Here is a 17,401-nt window from a genome sequence, read left to right as displayed (position 1 = left end):
CTCCTATTCTATCTTAATTTTCACCACCTCCAAACATATTTTTTAACTCCGTGGCTACCGCCCTTTTCTGACGTATCTTTTTCATGATCCGCTCTCCCCCATTTTCTATGGCTGATTCATCGTTTGTCCGCGATTCGGAACACACAGCGGTTGTTTCTTTATAATTCTAGTATCAACCAGTGTAAATGTCAAACCATCCGGTTGGGAAAAGGTTCATTTACAGCACACGGAAGCCTTCCATAAATTTGAATGTTTTATAAACGATTGCCCGCATCGGTTGCAATACAGTCTGGCTTTTTTTATAATAAAATAGATTATTGATCCAGATACAGAGAAATACTTTTTCCAGAAGAACGACACACCGAATGATAAAGGGAGAACATACATGCAACACGCTTTAGAAATTATACACGAAGTCAAAAAGGCCGTGGTTGGCAAAGATGCGGTCATTACCAAAACACTGATGGCCATTTTAGCGCAGGGACACATTTTGCTGGAAGATATCCCCGGCGTGGGCAAAACGACGATGGCGCTCGCCTTTTCCAAGGCGATGGCACTGGATTACCGCCGGACACAGTTCACGCCGGATGTCATGCCAACGGACGTGACCGGTTTCTCCGTCTACAACAAAGCCACCGGCAAGCTGGACTACAAGCCCGGCGCCGCGCTCTGCAACCTGTACCTCGCGGATGAGATCAACCGCACCTCCAGCAAAACGCAGGCGGCGCTGCTGGAGGTCATGGAAGAAGGGCGCATCACGGTGGACGGCATTACGCGTGAGACCCCAAAGCCGTTTACCGTAATTGCCACGCAGAATCCCGTCGGGTCCGCCGGTACGCAGCTGCTGCCGGAATCCCAAATGGACCGCTTTATGGTCTGCCTGACGATGGGTTATCCCAAATTAAAGGACGAAGTGGAAATTCTGCGGCGCAAACAGGGCGGTGATCCGCTGGAAAATGTCCAGCAGGTGGCAAACAGCCAAAATATTCTGACCATGCAGCAGGAGGTCAACCAGGTCTTTCTGGCGGACAGCCTCTATGAATACATTGCCCGGCTGACCGCCGCCACGCGTAAGGACCCGATGATCCGGCTGGGGGCCAGCCCGCGCGGTTCCATCGCCGTCACGCGGATGGCACAGGCCTCCGCCTATTTGAGCGGGCGCGACTATGTCATTCCGCGCGACATCCAGCTGATCTTTGCGGACGTCATCGCACACCGTATCGTTCTCAGCCCGCAGGCCAAGATGGGCAATTTATCTGTGGATGCACTGCTGGAGAAGATCATGAATCAGGTTCCCGCGCCTGCCGTCAAATGAGGTGAGCCATGCTGAAATGCCGTTTGACCTACTTGTTTGCGCTGGTGGGCGCCGTGCTCTTTTACATCTTTTTTAATGGGTATCTTTCCTATTACATCCTTTTGTTCGCGTTGCTGCTCCCGATTTTATCGCTCGCTCTGAGCCTGCCGGGCATGTGCTGTGTGCGCGCCGTTTTGCAGGCCCCTGCCGCCGCATCCCGCGGCAAGCCGTTTCCTGTATACCTGCAAATACAGAACCGGTCGCATCTGCCGGCCGCGCGCGTCCGTCTGCGCATGCGCTATCAAAACCTGTTCAGTGGAGAAAAATACGCGGAAACGCTTTTTCTTCCCGGCCCGCACGGTGTTCAGAGGGTGGAACGCCGCGCCGTCGCCCTGCACTGCGGTAAACTCAGCATGCAATTGGACGAAATCCGCTGCTATGATTTCATGGGACTGTTTTCCTGCCGCCACAAGCGTCCGGAGGGAATCAGCCTGTTTATCCTTCCGGATGCAGAAGCGTTGGAGCTTCCTCTGCAGGCCGCACCCGCGCCCGATCCGGAAAGCGAGCTTTTTTCTTCCAACCGGCCGGGCAGTGACCCATCGGAAATCTTTGATATCCGCCCTTACCGGGAAGGCGACCTTATGCGGAGCGTCCACTGGAAACTCTCCTCCCGCATGGATGAGCTGATGGTGAAAGAATTTAGCCTGCCCATCAGCAACGCCGTGCTGGTTCTTTTCGACCTGTTTGGAACAACGGAGGACCTGGACCGCACGTTGGACCATCTCAGTTCCCTCTGCTATTATCTGCTGGACAACCAGATGCCGCACGAGATCATGTGGTACGACGCGGATGAAATTGCGCTGCGGAGCTGGCCCATCGCATCTCCGGATGATTTCCTGTCTCTCATGAATATCGTGCTGGATAAACCCGCCCCCACTGCCGGCATTCCCGCACCGGAATGCCGGCAGCGGTTGGGGGAGGCAAAGGACGTTCCCTATTTGTTTTATGTAACGCCGCAGCGCATCGAGGACCTCTCTGACAGCACGGTTTGGGAGGGAGCGATATGACAAATTTGCAGCAGGGGCTCCAAATAGACAAGCCTGTTTGGAAACCTGCCTCCCGCAATACACTTTCAGTCCTTCTTGCCGACGTCCTTTTGCTGCTGCTGGGCTTATTTGGCGTGGCGCAGTGCTTTGTGACCGCGTTTTCCCTGCCCGCCGACCGCCTGATTCTGACTGCCAGTATCGTGTTGTTTGCAGGCATGTTCATCGGCATATTCTCCATGAAGCGCTTCATCCTGCCCGTTTTACTCTTGCTGGCGGCGGTCTACTGTGGTACAGCCTACTGGCTCCGCACATACTTTTTGCAGGGATTTATCATCACGACCAACCGCATCATGTCGGAGCTCGGTTCACATTCCCGGTTTATATTTCCGCTGTACCGGGTCGACCTACCGCGGGGCGACTATGAGGAAGCCTGCACCATCTTTTTGATCTTCCTACTGTTTTTTCTTTCTTGTTTCCTGAGCTGGGCGATTCGGCGCAGGCACAGCTTCTGGCTTTCCCTTGCGGGGACGGCCCCATTCCTGCTGGTTCCGCTCGGCTTTACCATCATGCCCGCCTGGCCGTCCGTCCTCATGCTGCTGGCCTTCTGGGCCACACTGCTGCTGAGCCGGTTGTCCGCCAACAGTTCCTTTGGGCGCACCGCCGCAGCCGGAAAAGTGTCTCTATTGGCCCTGCCCGCCGTCATCCTCAGTCTTCTGCTTCTGAACGTTTTTGTCCCGCAGGAGGACTATGTACGTCCGCCTTCGATTGAATCGCTGCGCACGGAATTGGAAGCCGGCATTTATCAATCTCCGCTGTTAAACCCCGGTTCGGCAGATTCGGAACTGGGACGTACAAGCCTGAGCCGGTCCGGCAACCTGCAATACACCGGGAAAACTGTTTTACGGGTCAGGAACCCACAAAAAACACCGATCTATCTGCATGCGTTTTCCAGCAGCGTCTATACCGGAACCAGTTGGGAACCTCTCCCCGACTCCGCTTATGAAGAGTTAGAGCAGGCGCTCTATTTCAACCCGCAGAACATGGCGGGACAGTTTTTCTCCCTCTATGCACAGCCGGAGGAGCGGGAAGCGCTCTTTATGGAAGTGGAGATCGAAAACATAGGCGCAAACAAAAAATGTATCTTCGCCCCCTATGGACTTGCGACCCGGCCAGAGGAACTCTCCGGCGGCGCATTTGTAAACGATTCTTATATTCAATCCAGTTCCCTGTTCGGTTCCAGGAACTACAGCCTGCAGGCCTGGAATGTGCCGGGCTATTCCCGTTCCGTCTCACTGGAATCGGACGCTCCGTTCACGGTCTCCGAGCAGGCGTACCGGTCATTTGCCAACACCCATTACACACAGCTGCCGCAGGAAATCAAAATGAAGCTGCGTTGGCTGTGCGAGCAGGTCGGCATTCCCAATGCACAAAGCGCCACCCAATCGGAGGTGGTAAACGCCGTTGTGGAGTATGTCCGCTCCAGCGGCACATACACGCTTTCCCCCGGCACGACCCCGGTGGGACGCGACTTTGTCGACTATTTTCTATTTGAAAACCACAAGGGGTATTGCGTCCATTTTGCCAGCTCCGCCGTCGCCATGCTGCGCGCACAGGGGATTCCGGCCCGCTATGCTGAGGGATACGCCGTCACGGCAGCCGACTACGGCGTGGACGGCTGGGCCGATATTCCGGACCGGCGCTCCCACGCATGGGCAGAGGTCTATACGCCCGGTCTCGGCTGGCAGCCGGTGGAAGCCACTCCCGGCGTTCACCTTTCCGCCGGACAGATGAACGAGCCGGACAACACGCTGGAAAGCACGCCCAGCAGCGAGCCGGAAAGCGAAGCGGAGAGCGAACCGGAAGCCAGCAGCGAACCGGAACATGAGACGGAAAATTCCAGCTCACTAGAAAGCGAACCATATTCTTCTTTGCCGGAGGTTACAGAGGGCAGCTCCTTTCATACGGCAGCGCCTGTGCTCCTGCCCATCGTTATCGCCGGCGGATGCATTCTTCTGCTGCTTCTGCGGCGTGCCTTCCTCCTGTGGCGTCGAAAAAAGGGCTTTACGGCGCCCGATGTCAACCGGCGCGCGCTGTATCTGTACCAGTATCTGACACAATTGACCGATTTTGGCGAGCCAATGGACAAGCGCGCGGAGGAATTGGCGCTCAAAGCAAAATTCAGCCCGCACAGGCTTTCTGATGATGAAATCGGTTATCTGCAAAACGTTTCCGATACCGCTGGGCGGCGTGCTTACGAAGGGCTAAACGCCTTGCAAAAGCTGCTTTTTAAATTCTGGAAATGTCTGATCTGAGCATAGGGCGTATTTCCAAACAGCCTTTTAAAAAAAAGCGTTCCTGACAGCTGTCTCAGCCGGTCAGGAACGCTTTTTTCGTTTTACGATGGTTCTGTTTGCGTATGGCGTTTCACAACAAACTCCATTACACCATCAAATTGCAAACACGGTTGGAGAACGCCACCGGATCCTCGATGGAAACGCCTTCGATCAACAGCGCCTGGTCATACAGCAGGGCAGCGTATTCCTTCAGCTTGTCCGGATCATTCGCATACAGGTCTTGCAGTTTTGTAAAGATCGGGTGATTGGCATTGATCTCCAAAACGCGCTGTGCCTGCACTTTTTCGCCGCTCGGCATGGAGTTGAGGACCTTTTCCATCTCAATGGAAATCGCACCTTCGGAGGACATGCACACCGGATGGGTCTTCAGCTTCTGGGAGAGGATCACCTGCTTGACCTTGCCGTCAAGCGCCTCTTTCATGGCGCCCAGCAGGTCCTTGTTTTCCTCTACCTTCTTGGCGGCTTCCTGCTTCTCCTCTTCCGTCTCCAGGTCCAGATCATCCGCAGAAACGGATTTAAACGCCTTATCGTCATACTGCATCATCATGCGCAGGGCAAATTCATCCACATCGTCGGTCAGATAAAGGATTTCAAAGCCTTTTTCCTTGAGTGCCTCCGTCTGCGGCAGCAGTTCGATCTTATCTACAGTCTGGCCGCAGGCATAATAGATATACTTCTGGTCCTCCTTCATGCGTTCCACGTATTCCTTGAGCGTCACCAGCTTCTTTTCACTGGAGGAATAGAACAGCAGCAGATCCTTCAAAACATCCTTATGCGCACCGTAATCGGCATTTGCGCCATACTTCAACTGCAAGCCGAAGTTCTTAAAGAACTCTTCGTATTTTTCACGTTCGTTGAGCAGCATACTTTCCAGCTCGGATTTAATCTTCTTTTCCAAACGGGAAGCAATGATCTTCAGCTGACGGTCATGCTGCAGCATTTCGCGGGAGATATTCAAAGAGAGATCCTGCGAATCCACCAGGCCCTTGACAAAGCTGAAATAGTCAGGCAGCAAATCCGGGCACTTTTCCATAATCAGCACGCCGTTGGAATACAGCTGCAAGCCCTTTTCATAGTCGCGGGTATAGTAGTCGTAAGGCGCCCTGCCGGGGATAAAGAGCAGCGCATTATAGGTCGCGGTGCCCTCTGTGCTGCTGTGGATGATCTTTGCGGGCTTTTCAAAGTCAAAGAACTTTTCCTGATAGAAGCGGTCGTATTCCTCTTCTGTAATCTCATTTTTATTCTTGCGCCACAGCGGCACCATGCTGTTCAACGTTTCATTCTCTGTGTAGGATTCGTATTCCGGCTTTTCCTCCGTGCCTTCCTTCATGCGGCTCTTTTCCACGTCCATACGGATGGGATAGCGGATATAGTCGGAATATTTTTTCACCAGGTTCTTGATGGTGTAAGTCTCCAGGAATTCGTCGTAGTTGTTTTCATCGGTGTTGGGTTTGATATCCAGCACAATTTTAGAACCATGGCCTTCCATTTCACACGGTTCCATCGTATAGCCTTCTGCACCCTTACTGGACCATTTCCAGGCCTCGTCGCTTCCGTATGCACGGCTGTAAACGGTCACCTGTTCGCTGACCATAAACGCGGAATAGAAACCGACGCCAAACTGGCCGATAATCTCGATATCCTCTTTCTGCTCGTTGTCTTTCTTAAAATTCAAAGAGCCGCTCTTCGCGATGGTGCCCAGATTATTTTCCAGCTCTTCCTTCGTCATGCCGCAGCCATTGTCGGCAATTGTGAGCGTGCGCGCGTCCTTGTCCAGTGCAATGTCAATCGCAAAGTCGTCGCGGGAAAGGCCGGTGTCGCCGTCGGTCAGCGCACGATAGTACAGCTTGTCGATGGCGTCGCTTGCATTGGAGATCAGCTCACGGAGAAAGATCTCCCGATGGGTGTAAATGGAATTGATCATCAGGTCCAAAAGACGTTTGGATTCTGCCTTAAACTGTTTCATTGCCACTGCAATCAACCTCTTATATCTTTAGTTTTAGCACTCAATTAGATCAAGTGCTAAAACTATTGTAGTACATTCTTTTCAAAAATGCAATGAACAAATTATGAACACGTCAAGGTGCTTACAGGCGAGCTGCTGGCGCGTATTTCCTGTTTCCCGGGAAATACGAAAAAAATCCCACGCAGACGACAATTTCCATGCCTGCGCGGGAGTTCGGAATTCTATTTTTCCACAAAATGCGGAACATAATCGTGATCTACGGTAACAACCGTAAAATAGTGCGAATCCAGCTCTTTTATTGTTTCCTCCACGCGCTGCAAAAGCTCGCTGTCGCTCCACTGGAAGCCGAACGGCACGCACACGTCGAAAATCAGATTGGTATGGGTATTCCCCCACACCACGCGGAAATCGTGCATATCGATCTCTGTGGAAAGCGTCCGCAGCTTCTGCACCACCTGCTGCTTCAGCGTATTGGTGCGTTCGTCGTCCGTGACGACCGGGTCCATATGGATCACCAGATGGATGTTCATATCCTGCAAAAAGTCGCGCTCAATGTTGTCTATAATATCGTGGCTGACCATGACGTCCTGTTCCGCCGGCACTTCGCAATGCACAGAGGCAAAACACCGGCCCGGCCCGTAGTTGTGTACACTCAGGTCATGCAGTCCCAGAACGCCTTTGTAGCTCAGTATCTTCTGATAAACGCCGTCCACCAGCTCCTTGGACGGTGCAATGCCCAGCAGTGGATCGCTGGTTTCCATAATCAGCTTGACTCCGCCGACGATGACGAGGATCGCCACCACCAGACCCATCCAGCCGTCCAGATTATACCCTGTCAGCCTGGTAATCCCCATGCCAATCAGGATTGCTCCCGTGCTGATTACATCGTTGCGGCTGTCGGCAGCCGTCGCTTCCAGCGTAGTGGAGGCAATCCGCCTGCCAAGCTTCCGGTAAAAGAAAAACTGCCAGAGCTTGATCAGCATGGAAACCACCAAAACAGCGACCGCCAACAGGCTGATTTCCGTTTCCTCCGGCTGCAAAATCTTTCCTATCGAGGACTGCACCAGCTGGAAGCCCAGCAGCAGGATGACCAGGGACACGATCAGCCCGCTGATGTATTCAATGCGCGCATGCCCGTACGGATGCTCTTTGTCGGCCGGCTTGGCGGACAGTTTAAATCCCACCAGCGTCACAATGGACGAAGCGGAATCGGACAGGTTGTTCACCGCGTCCGCAAGAATGGCCACGCTGTGGAACAAAAAGCCCGCAAGCGCCTTGATCACGGACAGCAGCAGGTTGGTCACGATCCCAACAACCCCCGCAAACTTCCCGTACTGCTCCCGCACCCGGCTGTCCTTTACATTCTGATAGTCCTTGATAAAAAGACGCACCAACAGGTTCGTCATATGATCCCTCCCATTCCATTGCTATCCCGGCTTATTTTGCAAAGAGGCTGCCTCCCGTGGCATCAATCGCCACAAACAGGGGAAAGTCCTCAATTTGCAGCTCCTTGACCGATTCACAGCCGAGGTCTTCAAATGCGATGACCCTGAGGGAGCGCACACATTTCGCAGCCAGCGCGCCCGCTCCGCCGATGGCGCACAGGTACACCGCCCCATTGCGCTGAATGGCTTCTGCAACCGCTGGGGCGCGGTTCCCTTTGCCGATCATACACTTCAATCCCAGGTCTAGCAGACGCGGCGCAAAGACATCCATCCGCGAAGAGGTCGTCGGCCCGCAGGAGCCGATGGGAAGCCCCTCCGGCGCGGGTGTCGGCCCCGCGTAATAGACCGAAGCGCCTTCCAGTGGAAACGGCGGTTCCTTTCCCTCATCCAGCAGGGCGCAAATCCGCTTATGCGCCGCGTCGCGCGCGGTGTAAATGGTGCCGCTCAATAAAATCTGATCTCCGGCACGCAGGTCTTTCGCCTTTACAGGCAGTTCGCTCGTGTGAATCCGAATGCGTTCCATACTCTTTTTCCCTCCATAAAGAAAGGGAGCTGCCGTCGCAGTTCCCCTTTTACCTGTTTAAAACATATCCTTCTTCCGCAGGATAAAATACGCGACGCCCATACTGACGACCGCCAATACCAGCGGGAACCAAAAATACGGCAAAGGCAGCCCGTCCACATTCATTCCATAAAAACTCGAAATGACCGTCGGAATGGAAATCAGCAGCGTGATAGAAGCCAAAACCTTCATCACAATATTCAGGTTGTTGCTGATCACGGACGCAAACGCATCCATTGTGCCGGAGAGGATGTTCAGATAAATACTGGACATCTCAATGGCCTGGCGCACCTCGATCAGCACATCTTCCAGCAGGTCCTGGTCCTCCTCGTAGAGCTTGACCACACGCCCGCGCATAATCTTTTCAATGGTGATCTCACTGCCCTTCAGGGAAGAGGAAAAATACACCAATGATTTCTCAATATCCAACAGCTGAATCAGCTCGGAGTTCTTCATGGACTTCCGCAGCTCGCGTTCCACATGGCTGCTGATTTTATCAATCTGCTTCAGGTACTGCAAGTAGCGCGTGGCGATCCGCAGCATTAAATGCAGGATAAAACGCGTCTTCAGGTTGGTCTGCACCCCGCGGACCACGTTGTCGGTGAACTCGTCCAGCACGGGGTTATTCTTGGTGGCAACAGTGATCACGTTTTTCTCCGTAATGATGATGCCCAGCGGCGTTGTGGTGTATGTGATGTTACCGCCCGTCTTTTCCGCAACCGGCATGTCAATGATGATTAACGTGCTGTCGTCCTCGCTGTCAATATGGGAGGATTCCTCCTCGTCCATCGCGGCGCGGAAGAAATCCGGCTCCACCTTGAAGTCCGCGATCATTCCGTTGATCTCCGCGTCCGTGGGCGCTATACAATTGATCCAGCACCCAGGCTCACAGGCTTCCAGATGGGTCATTTGGCCGTCTATGGTTTTGTAATAAGACAGCATTGCTTTCATCTCCCTTATGATTGTTTCGTTTGTCCCCACTGCATAAAGGGTCCGGTTTCACAATGCCACCTCCTCTGTCCGCTTCACATGGCGGACTGTCAAATAAATGGCCTGTGCCAGACAACTGCGCACAGGCTGATTTTGTATTACACTGGTTATTATAGCACAGAAACGGGAGATTACAAGAGTGCGGCTTATATTTTCGTGTTATATTCCAGTCAATTTGCTCCGCAGTGCCCTACACGGGCTAAATTCGCCTTACATCGCCTTTTTGCACCCGTATCAAATGAAAAAAACATGCAGAAAAGGCCCGGCAGAACCGGGCCCTTTCCAGGTTGTGTTGTATGTTATTTTCTGTTAAAAATCGACATAATATCGGTAAATGTATCGTCGTCGTCCAAAGAGGGAGAACTTTGTGCACGGGAAGCGCTTTCTCTGGATTCACGCGCCGGCGCGCTGCTGTGAGAATAAGCGCTCTGTGCGGAACTGCTCCTGCGCTCCTCCCTGGCCGGCTGATCACTGCCGTCGTGCGTGGCAAAACCGGTGGCAATCACCGTGACGCTCATTTCGTCATCCATATTTTCATCAAACGCGGCGCCCCAGATGATGTTCGCATCCTCATGTGCCTGAGAAGCGATCATCGCGGAGGCCGTCTCGATTTCGTCAAGTCCGATATCCGGAGAAGAGGTGATATTTACGATAACACCCTTTGCACCGTTAATCGCCGTTTCGAGCAGCGGGCTGGAAATCGCCATATTGGCGGCCTGCTCCGCTTTGTCCTTGCCGGAGGCTCTGCCAACGCCCATGTGCGCATAACCCGCGTCCTTCATGATCGCGGTCACATCGGCAAAGTCCAGGTTGACCAGTCCAGGCAGCTTAATCAAGTCGGAGATACTCTGTACGCCCTGGCGCAGCACGTCGTCCGCAATGGAGAACGCGTTGACCAGCGTAATGCGCTGCTCGCTGACCAGCTTCAGACGCTCGTTGGGGATCACAACCAGGGAATCCACATGCTCACGCAGGGCGGAAATGCCGTTTTCGGCCTGCTCCATACGCCGCCTGCCTTCAAACGCAAAGGGTTTTGTCACAATGCCTACTGTCAGGACGCCCATGTCACGGGCTACCTCCGCCACGATCGGCGCTGCGCCCGTACCGGTGCCGCCGCCCATGCCCGCGGTGATAAAGACCATATCGCTGCCGCGGATTGCCGTCGCAATCGCTTCACGGCTCTCTTCGCCCGCCTTCTGGCCCATTTCCGGCTTCGATCCCGCGCCTTTTCCGTGCGTGACCTTCTCGCCGATCTGGATTTTCTGCGTCGCCTTGGAGCGGTAAAGCGCCTGCTTATCCGTATTGACGGAAATAAACTCTACGCCCTGTACACCCATGGTTACCATGCGGTCGACCGCGTTTCCGCCGCCGCCGCCAACACCGATCACTTTTATCTGAACAATATTGTCAAAGTCATTATCAATCTCAAAAGGCATGTGCTGCGTCCCCCTTAAACGTCCTTTTATTTATACCGGCAACCGTTGCCTATGCATAGTACTAATTTAACACTTTTACGAAATAATTTCAACAAGTATTTGCTTGCGGCTCCAACTTTTGGCGGATTGGACTGTTTTTAACCGGAAGGAGCCTCGCTCTCCGTTGTTCCACCGGTATAGTCCGGCGCAAACGGCACTTTATTATTCACGGCGTCGGCCAGGTTCAGCACGCCGCGCTCATTTTCCTGAATGCCGCCCTCATCCAGGATGCCCTTTGCGTAATGGATTTTATAGTCCAGGTCCGTGGGAAGTCCCAGCACCATGGTAATCCGGTTATCATACAGAATTTTTAAATTATACGGATCAGTCAGGTCGATTTCTGAAATTTTATCCAACCCATTATCCGTTATCGCCTGCATCAGGGTTTCATAGGTCTCCTGGTTGCGCTGCTGCACCGGTTCTTCGCTTGCAGCCTCTTCTGACTTCTCTTCCGCACCCGCGGCTTGCAGCGCGGACGAAGAAGCTTCCTCCGACGCTTCGCTTTCCGTGTCGTTTTCCTGAAAGGCAATCGGCTCACCCAGTTCTACTTTAGAGAGCATCAGGCCCTTAATTACCGGAACCCCTTCCGGAATGACTTCCGGAAAATCCAGCACCTTGCCGTTTTCCCCCAGCACCGCATACCGGTCCTCATATACAATGACGCCGGAAACAGTGTCTTCTACAACGTCGATCACGATTTTCGCCGGAAACCGCCGGGACACCTTTGCCGTTTTTATGTAAGGCAGCTTTTTCTCAATCGCGGTTCCGGCTTCCTTCGTCTTCGCCAAAAAAAGGTTTTCACCCTTTGGAATGCCCGCCGTGTTGACAATTTCCTGCGCGGTATAGCGGGAAGTGCCAGTCACCTGTATGGTATCTATTTTAAACAGTACCGTCAGGGAAAGTGTAACAGCACCGATGACAACCACCAGAAACATCACGATGTAAAACAGGATCAGCCGCCTGCGCTTTCGCCGTCGTCGCTGCTCCGCACGCTGTGCGGTCCCCTCTGCCACCCGTTTCCGGCGCTTCTGCGGCTCCGGTTCCGGCCGGCGCGGAGGCTGTTGCGGCGGCCTCCGGTTCGGCGGTCCTGCGCGCCCGCGGTTCTGCGTTGTCCCCATGCTGTTTCACTTCCTTCCTCAGTTGCGGCGCGGAGGCTGTTGCGGCGGCCTCCGGTTCGGCGGTCCTGCGCGCCCGCGGTTCTGCGTTGTCCCCATGCTGTTTCACTTCCTTCCTCAGTTGTTATCCTTCCTGATATACCGCGGCCCGGCAGATCGGTACTTTTCCGGCAGGCTCCTCCGGGATGCGGATGACGCGTGCCCCCAGGCTGCGCAGGCTCTTTTCGATACTCTCATAACCGCGGTCAATATGTTTGACGCCGCTCACAAGGGTTTCCCCCTGCGCTGCGAGTCCCGCCACCACAAGCGCCGCGCCGCCGCGTAGGTCCGCCGCCTCTACCGGCGCACCGGAAAAGCGCTGAACGCCCTCCACGACCGCCACACGGCCTTCTACTTTGATGTTGGCTCCCAGGCGAAGCAGCTCGCCCACGTGCTTGTAACGGCTCTCAAAGATGTTCTCCACAAAAATGCTGGTGCCCTCCGCAACGGCCGCCATCGTCATCACCGGCGCCTGTGCGTCCGTTGGAAAACCCGGATACGGCATCGTGCGCACGTTTTTCATGCGGCTCAGCCGTTTTGGCGCCACAATGCGCATGGTTTCTCCATCCACGTCAATTTGGCAGCCGGTTTCCTCAAACACCGGCAGTACCGGCGCCATATGTGCGGGCAGTACATGCGTCAGCGTCAGCGTGCTTCCGGTAACCGCCGCCGCCGCCAGATACGTTGCCGCGGCGATGCGGTCCGGAATGACCCTGTGCTCACACCCGTCCAGTTTCTTGACGCCTTCCACAACAATGGTACTGTCGCCCGCGCCGCAAATTTTACCGCCGCAGGCATTCAGGAAGTCAGCCAGATCACAAATCTCCGGCTCTCTTGCCGCATTTGTAATAACCGTGGTCCCCTTCGCACAGCAGGCGGCAAGCAACACGTTTTCCGTTGCACCCACGCTGGGAAATGAAAACGCGATATTTGTTCCCTTCAATCCCTGCTCAGCACTGCACCGCAGGCATCCGTGGTCCTCCTGAATGGAAACGCCCAGCTTCCGCAATGCGGAAAGATGCAGGTCGATCGGGCGGGGACCCAATTCACATCCGCCGGGAAAAGACAACGTTGCTTTTCCCATTTTAGAAACGATTGCGCCCAAAAACACGATGGAAGAGCGCATCTCCCGCATCAGCGTCTCCGGAATGTCCCAATGCGCCGCGCCGCGCGGGTCCACCAGTACATCTGAACCGGAGCGTTCCGTCCTGCAGCCCAAGTGGCGCAGAATCCGCACCGAGGTATCTACATCCGACAGATCCGGACAGTTATGTAGGATACATTCACTGCCGCAAAGCAGAGCCGCCGCCATCAGCGGCAGTGTGCTGTTTTTCGCCCCGTGGACGCGCAACTCTCCTTCCAATCGGCCTGGTCCCTGAATCAATAGCTTCGACATAGCCGCACCCCTTTTACCTTAGGGAACACTGAGCAGACTGCGGTTGACCGGTTGCCGTATTCTTCTGCGGCAAAATGGAAAAAACGCACCGCCGCCCGCCGATTTGAGCCGGCAGGCCGTGCGCTGCAATGAAATCAGTGTTTCCTTGATTTTGCACCATACTATGCGGATGGGGCAAACCCTGTGCATGCGGCTGCAGGTGGTATCAGGCCAATACTTCTTTTATAATATGATAAATGCGTTCATTGGCGTTTAAAATTGCCATCTTCCTGGCATTCTCCGCCAGATGCGGGATCGTGGACGGGCTTGCAAAAAGCTCCTCCACCTTCCTGCACAGGGTTTCACCGCTCAAATCCTTTTCCTCCAAAATGGCGGCGGCTTTGCGGTTGACAAGTGCCATGGCGTTGTGGTATTGGTGGTTTTCCGCCACATTGGGAGATGGGATCAGGATCGATGCGCGCCCCTGCGCCTGCAATTCGCTCAGCGTGATGGCGCCCGCCCGGCAGATCACCAAATCCGCCGCTGCCAGGCAGTCCGGCATATCGTTGATATATTCCCGAATATCCATCTGCGGATGTTTGCCCAGGTCCAGTCCTTTTTCTTTTAACAGGTCCGGGAACCAGGTCCCCCACTGTCCGTAGGCGTGTATATGCTGGAACCTGTCCTTCTGCGCGCTCCAAACCAACAGGTCCGCGACGGCTTCATTGATCTTACGCGCCCCCAGGCTTCCGCCAAAGGAAAGAATCATCGGGCGTTCATCCAGCCCCAGCTTCCGGCGAGCCTCCTCCCTGCGCGTACGGATGATCTCCTGCCGCACAGGGTTGCCGGTCAGTACACAGTGCGCCGACGGATCCAGATGCTTTTGCGCGTCCGCCACCGCCAGCATGGTTCGGCTGGCGTGCTTGCTCAGGGTTTTATTGGTCACGCCCGGATAGGCGTTCTGCTCATGTATCAGCGAGGGAATGCCCATTTTGATCGCGTCGCGGATGACCGGACCGCTGACATAACCGCCGGTACCGATGCAGATATCCGGCTGGAATTCCCGGATAATCCCGCGCGCCTCCCTGCTGGAGGTAAACATGCGCACGACAGTTTGAGCATTTTTTTTGACGTTTGCCCAACTCAGCTTGCGCTGAAATCCGGAAATCGTAATACTTTTAAAGGAAAAACCCGCCGCTGGGACGAGGCGTTCTTCCATCCCGCCCTTTGCGCCTACATAAAGAATTTCCGTATCCGGTTCACGCTCCCGCAGATATCCGGCAATCGCCAGCGCGGGATTGATATGGCCGGCGGTGCCGCCGCCGGCAAACAAGACTTTCATACCGCTGTCTCCTTTAATCGCTTACTTCGCTCTGCCGGGCGCGCTACGTCTTCTCAATCATCGACGTTCGTGAGATCGACAGGACAACGCCCATTTCCGCCAATAAAATCATCAGCGACGTACCTCCGGCGCTGAAGAACGGCAAGCTGATTCCGGTATTCGGAATCGTATTCGTCACAACAGCGATGTTCAGGATCACCTGCAGGCCCACCTGTACGGTCAGGCCGATGCCGAGCAGCATACCGAACTTATCCTTCGCCTTCAGGGATACCGTGATGCCGCGCCAGACCAGCATGGCAAACAGGATGATCACCAGCAGCGCGCCGATAAAGCCCAGTTCCTCACACACAATCGCAAAGATAAAATCGTTTTGTGGTTCCGGCAGATACAGGTACTTTTGACGCGACTGGCCGAGGCCCAGTCCCAGGAGACCGCCCGAGCCGATGGACATCAATGACTGCCTGGTCTGCCAGGTATCTACCGTGGTGCCAAACGGATCCAGCCAGCCGGCGATGCGGTCGTTCGCATAGCCAAATTTCGCGCTGAAGAGGACGATATACGCCACCGCAGCGCCCAAGGCGCTGAACGCAATACCAAACCATCGCAACTGTATGCCCCCGATAAAGAGCATGACGCCCGCCAGCATAACCAAAATCAGCGTGGCGGAAACGTGCTTTTCCAAAATAACGAGAACCGCGATGGAACCCAGAATCAGCAGATAAGGCAGAACACCGTATCGGAAAGTCCCCATCCGTTTAAAGTTGATGGAGATCAGATGCGCAAAGATCAAAATAAGGGCAAACTTTGCAATCTCTGAAGGCTGGAAATTGACGGGGCCAAAGACGATCCACCGTTTAACACCGTTTCTCTCCGGCAGGAACAACACCAGAACCAGCAGCAGATACGTGACCATAAGGATAGGAACAGCCAATTTATGCAGGTGATGATAGTCAAAATAGGAGATCGCCACCATCGCCGCAACGCCAGCCAGCGCAAATCCCGCCTGACGGGCGATGAAATAGTAGCTGTTCCCATAATAATAGTAGGCGTAGGCATAGCTGGCGGAAAACAGCATGACCAGGCCGATAACCAACAGCGTCAATACCAGGAAAAAGAACGGCAGATCCATGCCGGCGCGTACAGAAAACAGACGAAATTTTTTGCGCATCCGCTTGACCAGAGACGAACTCTGGGTTAGCTCCTGTGTATCTTCTTTCCTCGCGGATGGAGGGCGTCTCACTGGGGCGCCCTTTTTGGTATCCGCCCTTGTCGCCATCAAACCGCCTCCTTTCTGCCGCATATCTTGCGGGGTCCCATTCATTTAACCACAATTTACCCGCCAAAAATGTCACTTTATCAGGCCGGTTATAGCCCAAACCATACGGCTGCCGCGCCAAGCGCGCCAAACAACAGCGTCACCATGCTGAACACGGTGCAAATTTTCACTTCGCTCCATCCGCACATTTCAAAATGGTGGTGGATGGGGCTCATTTTAAACAGTCGTTTGCCGTGTGTCGCTTTGAAATAGGTCACCTGCAACACAACGGAGGCGATTTCACAAATATATATGATACCAGCCGGCAGAAGCAGGACCGGCATATTCAGCCCAAAGGCGAGCGCACACACCATGCCTCCCAAAAACAGGGAACCCGTGTCGCCCATGAAAACCTTGGCCGGGTTGAAATTCCAGATCAAGAAGCCGAGGCAGCCGCCTGCACAGGCAGCCGACAAGATGCTCATGCCGTTGATTCCGACAATTCCGGCAATCACCATGAACGCCAGCGAAACAAAAAATGTTACGGAAGCGTTGAGGCCGTCGATACCGTCCGTAAAATTCACCGCGTTGACCATTGCGACAATTCCCAAAAGTGCGAGAACCCAATAGGCAATTCCCAAATCCACACCGCCGAAGAACGGGATCAGCGTGACACTGGACGCGCCGGACAGGTACAGCGACGCGAGATATCCGCCGGCCACAAGGAATTGCAGAATCAGCTTCTGGCGCTCGTTAAGCCCCAGGTTGCGTTTTTTCACAACCTTGATGTAATCGTCGAGGAAACCGACGCCGCCAAATCCCAGCGCCATCAGCATGCCGCCGATCAGTTTGACATGCAAATTCATATCGGTGGGGTTCTGGCCGCTGTTTTTATAAAACAGGTACAGGCAGAGCGCCGCTGATACAAAGATGCCAACAATGAACATGAACCCGCCCATAGTCGGCGTTCCACTCTTCTTCTGATGCCATTTGGGGCCTTCCTCTCGAATGGTCTGCCCAAAATTGATCTTATGCAGAAACGGAACCATCCATTTTCCCAAAAGTCCCGTCACTGCAAATGCAATCGCAGCCGCCGCGAGTGTCCACATTCCGTCCGCCATATGCAAAATCCCCTCTTCTGAT

At 54.2% G+C, this 17,401-nt stretch carries 13 protein-coding genes; 3 read left to right on the top strand and 10 right to left on the bottom strand.

Annotated features, from left to right (window positions below; genetic code table 11):
- Positions 1-385 precede the first annotated feature (385 nt).
- Genes BN2106_RS04875 through BN2106_RS04865 form a run of 3 tightly spaced genes read left to right on the top strand, consistent with a single transcriptional unit; the run spans position 386 to position 4,652 of the window.
- The gene (locus BN2106_RS04875) at positions 386-1,315 is read left to right on the top strand and encodes an AAA family ATPase (RefSeq protein WP_050697438.1); all 930 of its coding nucleotides are present in this window, start codon (positions 386-388) and stop codon (positions 1,313-1,315) included.
- Between the two features lie 8 nt (positions 1,316-1,323).
- Positions 1,324-2,361: a DUF58 domain-containing protein gene (locus tag BN2106_RS04870; RefSeq protein ID WP_050697437.1), complete on the top strand. Its 1,038-nt coding sequence runs from the start codon at positions 1,324-1,326 to the stop codon at positions 2,359-2,361.
- On the top strand, positions 2,358-4,652 hold the full coding sequence (locus BN2106_RS04865) for a transglutaminase TgpA family protein (RefSeq protein WP_050697436.1): 2,295 nt from the start codon (positions 2,358-2,360) through the stop codon (positions 4,650-4,652). Before BN2106_RS04870 ends, BN2106_RS04865 begins: the two co-directional genes overlap by 4 nt.
- 127 nt (positions 4,653-4,779) lie before the next feature.
- Here the strand turns inward: BN2106_RS04865 and htpG are convergent, their stop codons facing one another.
- The 10 genes from htpG to mraY form a co-directional block, all read right to left on the bottom strand.
- A complete protein-coding gene (gene htpG, locus BN2106_RS04860) occupies positions 4,780-6,660 on the bottom strand; it encodes a molecular chaperone HtpG (protein WP_195891790.1) in 1,881 nt (626 codons plus the stop codon).
- Between the two features lie 221 nt (positions 6,661-6,881).
- Complete coding sequence (locus tag BN2106_RS04855; RefSeq protein WP_050697434.1) at positions 6,882-8,066, bottom strand: cation diffusion facilitator family transporter; 1,185 nt, start codon at positions 8,064-8,066, stop codon at positions 6,882-6,884.
- A gap of 31 nt (positions 8,067-8,097) precedes the next feature.
- Positions 8,098-8,628: a FumA C-terminus/TtdB family hydratase beta subunit gene (locus BN2106_RS04850; protein ID WP_050697433.1), complete on the bottom strand. Its 531-nt coding sequence runs from the start codon at positions 8,626-8,628 to the stop codon at positions 8,098-8,100.
- Between the two features lie 57 nt (positions 8,629-8,685).
- Entirely contained in the window at positions 8,686-9,609 is a 924-nt protein-coding gene (locus BN2106_RS04845; protein WP_050697432.1) for a magnesium transporter CorA family protein, read from the bottom strand.
- A gap of 347 nt (positions 9,610-9,956) precedes the next feature.
- Positions 9,957-11,093, bottom strand: a complete 1,137-nt coding sequence (ftsZ, locus tag BN2106_RS04840; RefSeq protein ID WP_050697431.1) for a cell division protein FtsZ — start codon at positions 11,091-11,093, stop codon at positions 9,957-9,959.
- A gap of 137 nt (positions 11,094-11,230) precedes the next feature.
- Positions 11,231-12,250, bottom strand: a complete 1,020-nt coding sequence (locus tag BN2106_RS04835) for a cell division protein FtsQ/DivIB (RefSeq protein ID WP_050697430.1) — start codon at positions 12,248-12,250, stop codon at positions 11,231-11,233.
- 121 nt (positions 12,251-12,371) lie between these two features.
- Positions 12,372-13,682, bottom strand: coding sequence for a UDP-N-acetylglucosamine 1-carboxyvinyltransferase (murA, locus tag BN2106_RS04830; protein WP_050697429.1), 1,311 nt, complete (start codon positions 13,680-13,682; stop codon positions 12,372-12,374).
- A 205-nt stretch (positions 13,683-13,887) separates the two neighbouring features.
- Positions 13,888-15,003 (bottom strand): undecaprenyldiphospho-muramoylpentapeptide beta-N-acetylglucosaminyltransferase, encoded by a 1,116-nt coding sequence (gene murG, locus BN2106_RS04825; RefSeq protein WP_050697428.1) that lies wholly within the window; start codon positions 15,001-15,003, stop codon positions 13,888-13,890.
- A gap of 43 nt (positions 15,004-15,046) precedes the next feature.
- A complete protein-coding gene (locus BN2106_RS04820) occupies positions 15,047-16,279 on the bottom strand; it encodes an FtsW/RodA/SpoVE family cell cycle protein (protein WP_082236364.1) in 1,233 nt (410 codons plus the stop codon).
- A gap of 89 nt (positions 16,280-16,368) precedes the next feature.
- On the bottom strand, positions 16,369-17,379 hold the full coding sequence (gene mraY, locus BN2106_RS04815) for a phospho-N-acetylmuramoyl-pentapeptide-transferase (protein WP_050697427.1): 1,011 nt from the start codon (positions 17,377-17,379) through the stop codon (positions 16,369-16,371).
- Positions 17,380-17,401: the final 22 nt, after the last annotated feature.

Origin of the sequence: Anaeromassilibacillus senegalensis (assembly GCF_001261775.1) — a bacterium.
In the GTDB taxonomy this organism is placed as follows: Bacteria; Bacillota; Clostridia; order Oscillospirales; family Acutalibacteraceae; genus Anaeromassilibacillus; species Anaeromassilibacillus senegalensis.
Note: the sequence above shows the minus strand (reverse complement) of the source record. Positions and strands in the feature narration are given on the sequence as shown.